Raw genomic sequence first — 2,211 nt, 5'->3', positions numbered from 1 at the left:
GAATAGGCGGCAGCACGGGACCGCCCAGGCTTGACGTTATCTATAAATCTGGTTTTCTGGATATATCGATATAAACAACGCACTTGAGGCGCTCGCCGCTATCTCACAATCTTCCAGGCTGGAGATCTTCCGTTTGCTGATCAAGGCGGGGGACGGAGGCCTTGCTGCTGGCGAATCGCACAAGCCATAGATGGCAGGCAGAACACGACCTCGACCAATCTCGCCATTCTTGCCCGTTCCGGCTTGATTAAAGCAACGCGCGACGGCCGCAATATATTCTATCGCGCGGATTACGAGGCCATGCGGGATCTCATCGCTTTCCTGCTTGAGGATTGTTGCGGTGGCCGGCCCGATATCTGTGCGCCGCTATTACAGTCGCTGTCCTGCCTTAGGGCCTCGACGTCCGAACCGTGTTGCTGACATGTCCTTGTTTGAAAGATACCTTACTCTCTGGGTCGGGCTATGCATCGTCGTTGGCATTGGCCTCAGTCATTTAATCCCTGGTATTTTCCAGACCATCGGTCTGGCTGAAATCGCCAAGGTCAATATTCCGATCGCCGTCCTGATATGGATGATGATCATCCCCATGTTGCTGCGCGTCGATTTCGCGGCGCTAAAGGAGGTTGGCACCTTCTGGCGCGGGATTGGCGTTACGCTCTTCATCAATTGGGCTGTGAAGCCCTTCTCCATGGCGCTTTTGGGCTGGCTTTTTGTTGGCTGGCTGTTCCGGCCCTACCTTCCGGAAGCGCAGATCGATTGCTATGTTGCCGGGCTGATCATTCTTGCTGCCGCACCGTGCACGGCCATCGTCTTCGTTTGGTCGAACCTGACGAAGGGCGAGCCACATTTTACCCTGAGCCAGGCGGCACTGAATGACGCGATCATGATCGTCGCCTTCGCGCCCGTGGTTGGCCTGCTGCTGGGGCTTTCCGCGATCACCGTGCCATGGGATACGCTATTTATTTCCGTCATTCTTTATATTGTCGTGCCGGTCATCGCCGCGCAAATTCTTCGCTATCGTATCCTGGGCAACAAGGGTGAGGCCGCCCTCGGCGACCTTCTGACGATCATCCAGCCCTATTCGCTGGTCGCTCTCCTCGCCACTCTGATTCTACTCTTTGGCTTTCAGGGGAAGTAGATCATCGCTCAGCCGCTGGTCATCGCACTCCTTGCTGTTCCGATCCTCATTCAGGTCTATTTCAACTCTGGACTCGCTTATCTGCTCAATCGCATCTCTGGTGAACAGCATTGCTTTGCCGGACCTTCGGCCCTGATCGGCGCCAGCAACTTCTTCGAATTGGCAGTCGCCGCCGCTATCTGCCTTTTCGGCTTTACCTCAGGGGCAGCGCTTGCCACGGTTGTCGGCGTTCTGATCGAGGTACCCGTCATGTTGTCGGTGGTCTGGATCGTCAACCGCAGCAAGGGCTGGTACGAACGAGGCCGAGCTGTGGCTCATAAATTGAAAACCGAAAGTGTATCCTGATGACCATCACGATCTATCACAATCCTGCCTGTGGCACGTCGCGCAATGTTCTGGAAATGATCCGCCAAAGTGGCGAAGAGCCCGAAGTAATCAACTATCTCAAGACTCCGCCAAGCCGACAAGGGTTGAAGGAGTTGATCAACGCCATGGGTGGCAATGTTCGCGATATTTTGCGCGAAAAGGGAACGCCCTATGCCGAGTTGAATTTGGCCGATCCGAAATGAAGCGATGACCAGTTACTGGATTTCATCGGTGAACATCCAATCCTTATGAACCGGCCGATTGTCGTGACACCCAAGGGCACAAGGCTCTGCCGCCTGTGCGAAGGGGTGCTGGAACTGCTCGACGCTCCCGTGAACCAGTTCACCAAGGAGGATGGCGAGGTTGTCTTGCCGAAAGGGAAGACGCGTGCATGACAATCCGAATGTAGATGGCGGCAGCTTCCAGCCGATTGATCCGGCAAAACTATCGAAGTCCTTCTCGACGCATGCGCGCCCCGCATCCTTCTCCTCTATGGTTCCTTGCGCGAGCGGTCCTATAATAGGTTTCTGGCGCAGGAAGCTGAGCGTCTCTTGCAGGCGTTGGGCGCCGAAACCCGTATTTTCGACCCTTCCGGCCTGCCGCTTCCTGATGCAGCACCCGGTCGATCATCCCAGGGTGCAGGAACTTCGCGAGCTGTCTTTGTGGTCGGAGGGGCAAGTCTGGGTCAGTCCTGAACGGCATGGTGC

General features: G+C 55.8%; 3 pseudogenes. All 3 read left to right on the top strand.

Annotation, left to right across the window (positions count from 1 at the left end):
• Positions 1-421: 421 nt before the first annotated feature.
• A pseudogene (gene arsB, locus AAAC48_RS19485) lies at positions 422-1,483 on the top strand (ACR3 family arsenite efflux transporter).
• Positions 1,483-1,899, top strand: a pseudogene (arsC, locus tag AAAC48_RS19480) (arsenate reductase (glutaredoxin)). The pseudogenes arsB and arsC overlap by 1 nt, the downstream one beginning before the upstream one ends.
• A pseudogene (locus AAAC48_RS19475) lies at positions 1,859-2,211 on the top strand (NAD(P)H-dependent oxidoreductase); the annotation flags it as partial. The pseudogenes arsC and AAAC48_RS19475, both read left to right, overlap by 41 nt.

This window comes from Phyllobacterium sp. (assembly GCF_037994405.1).
Classification (GTDB): Bacteria; Pseudomonadota; Alphaproteobacteria; order Rhizobiales; family Rhizobiaceae; genus Phyllobacterium.
This window is presented reverse-complemented; position numbering and strand designations above follow the sequence as displayed.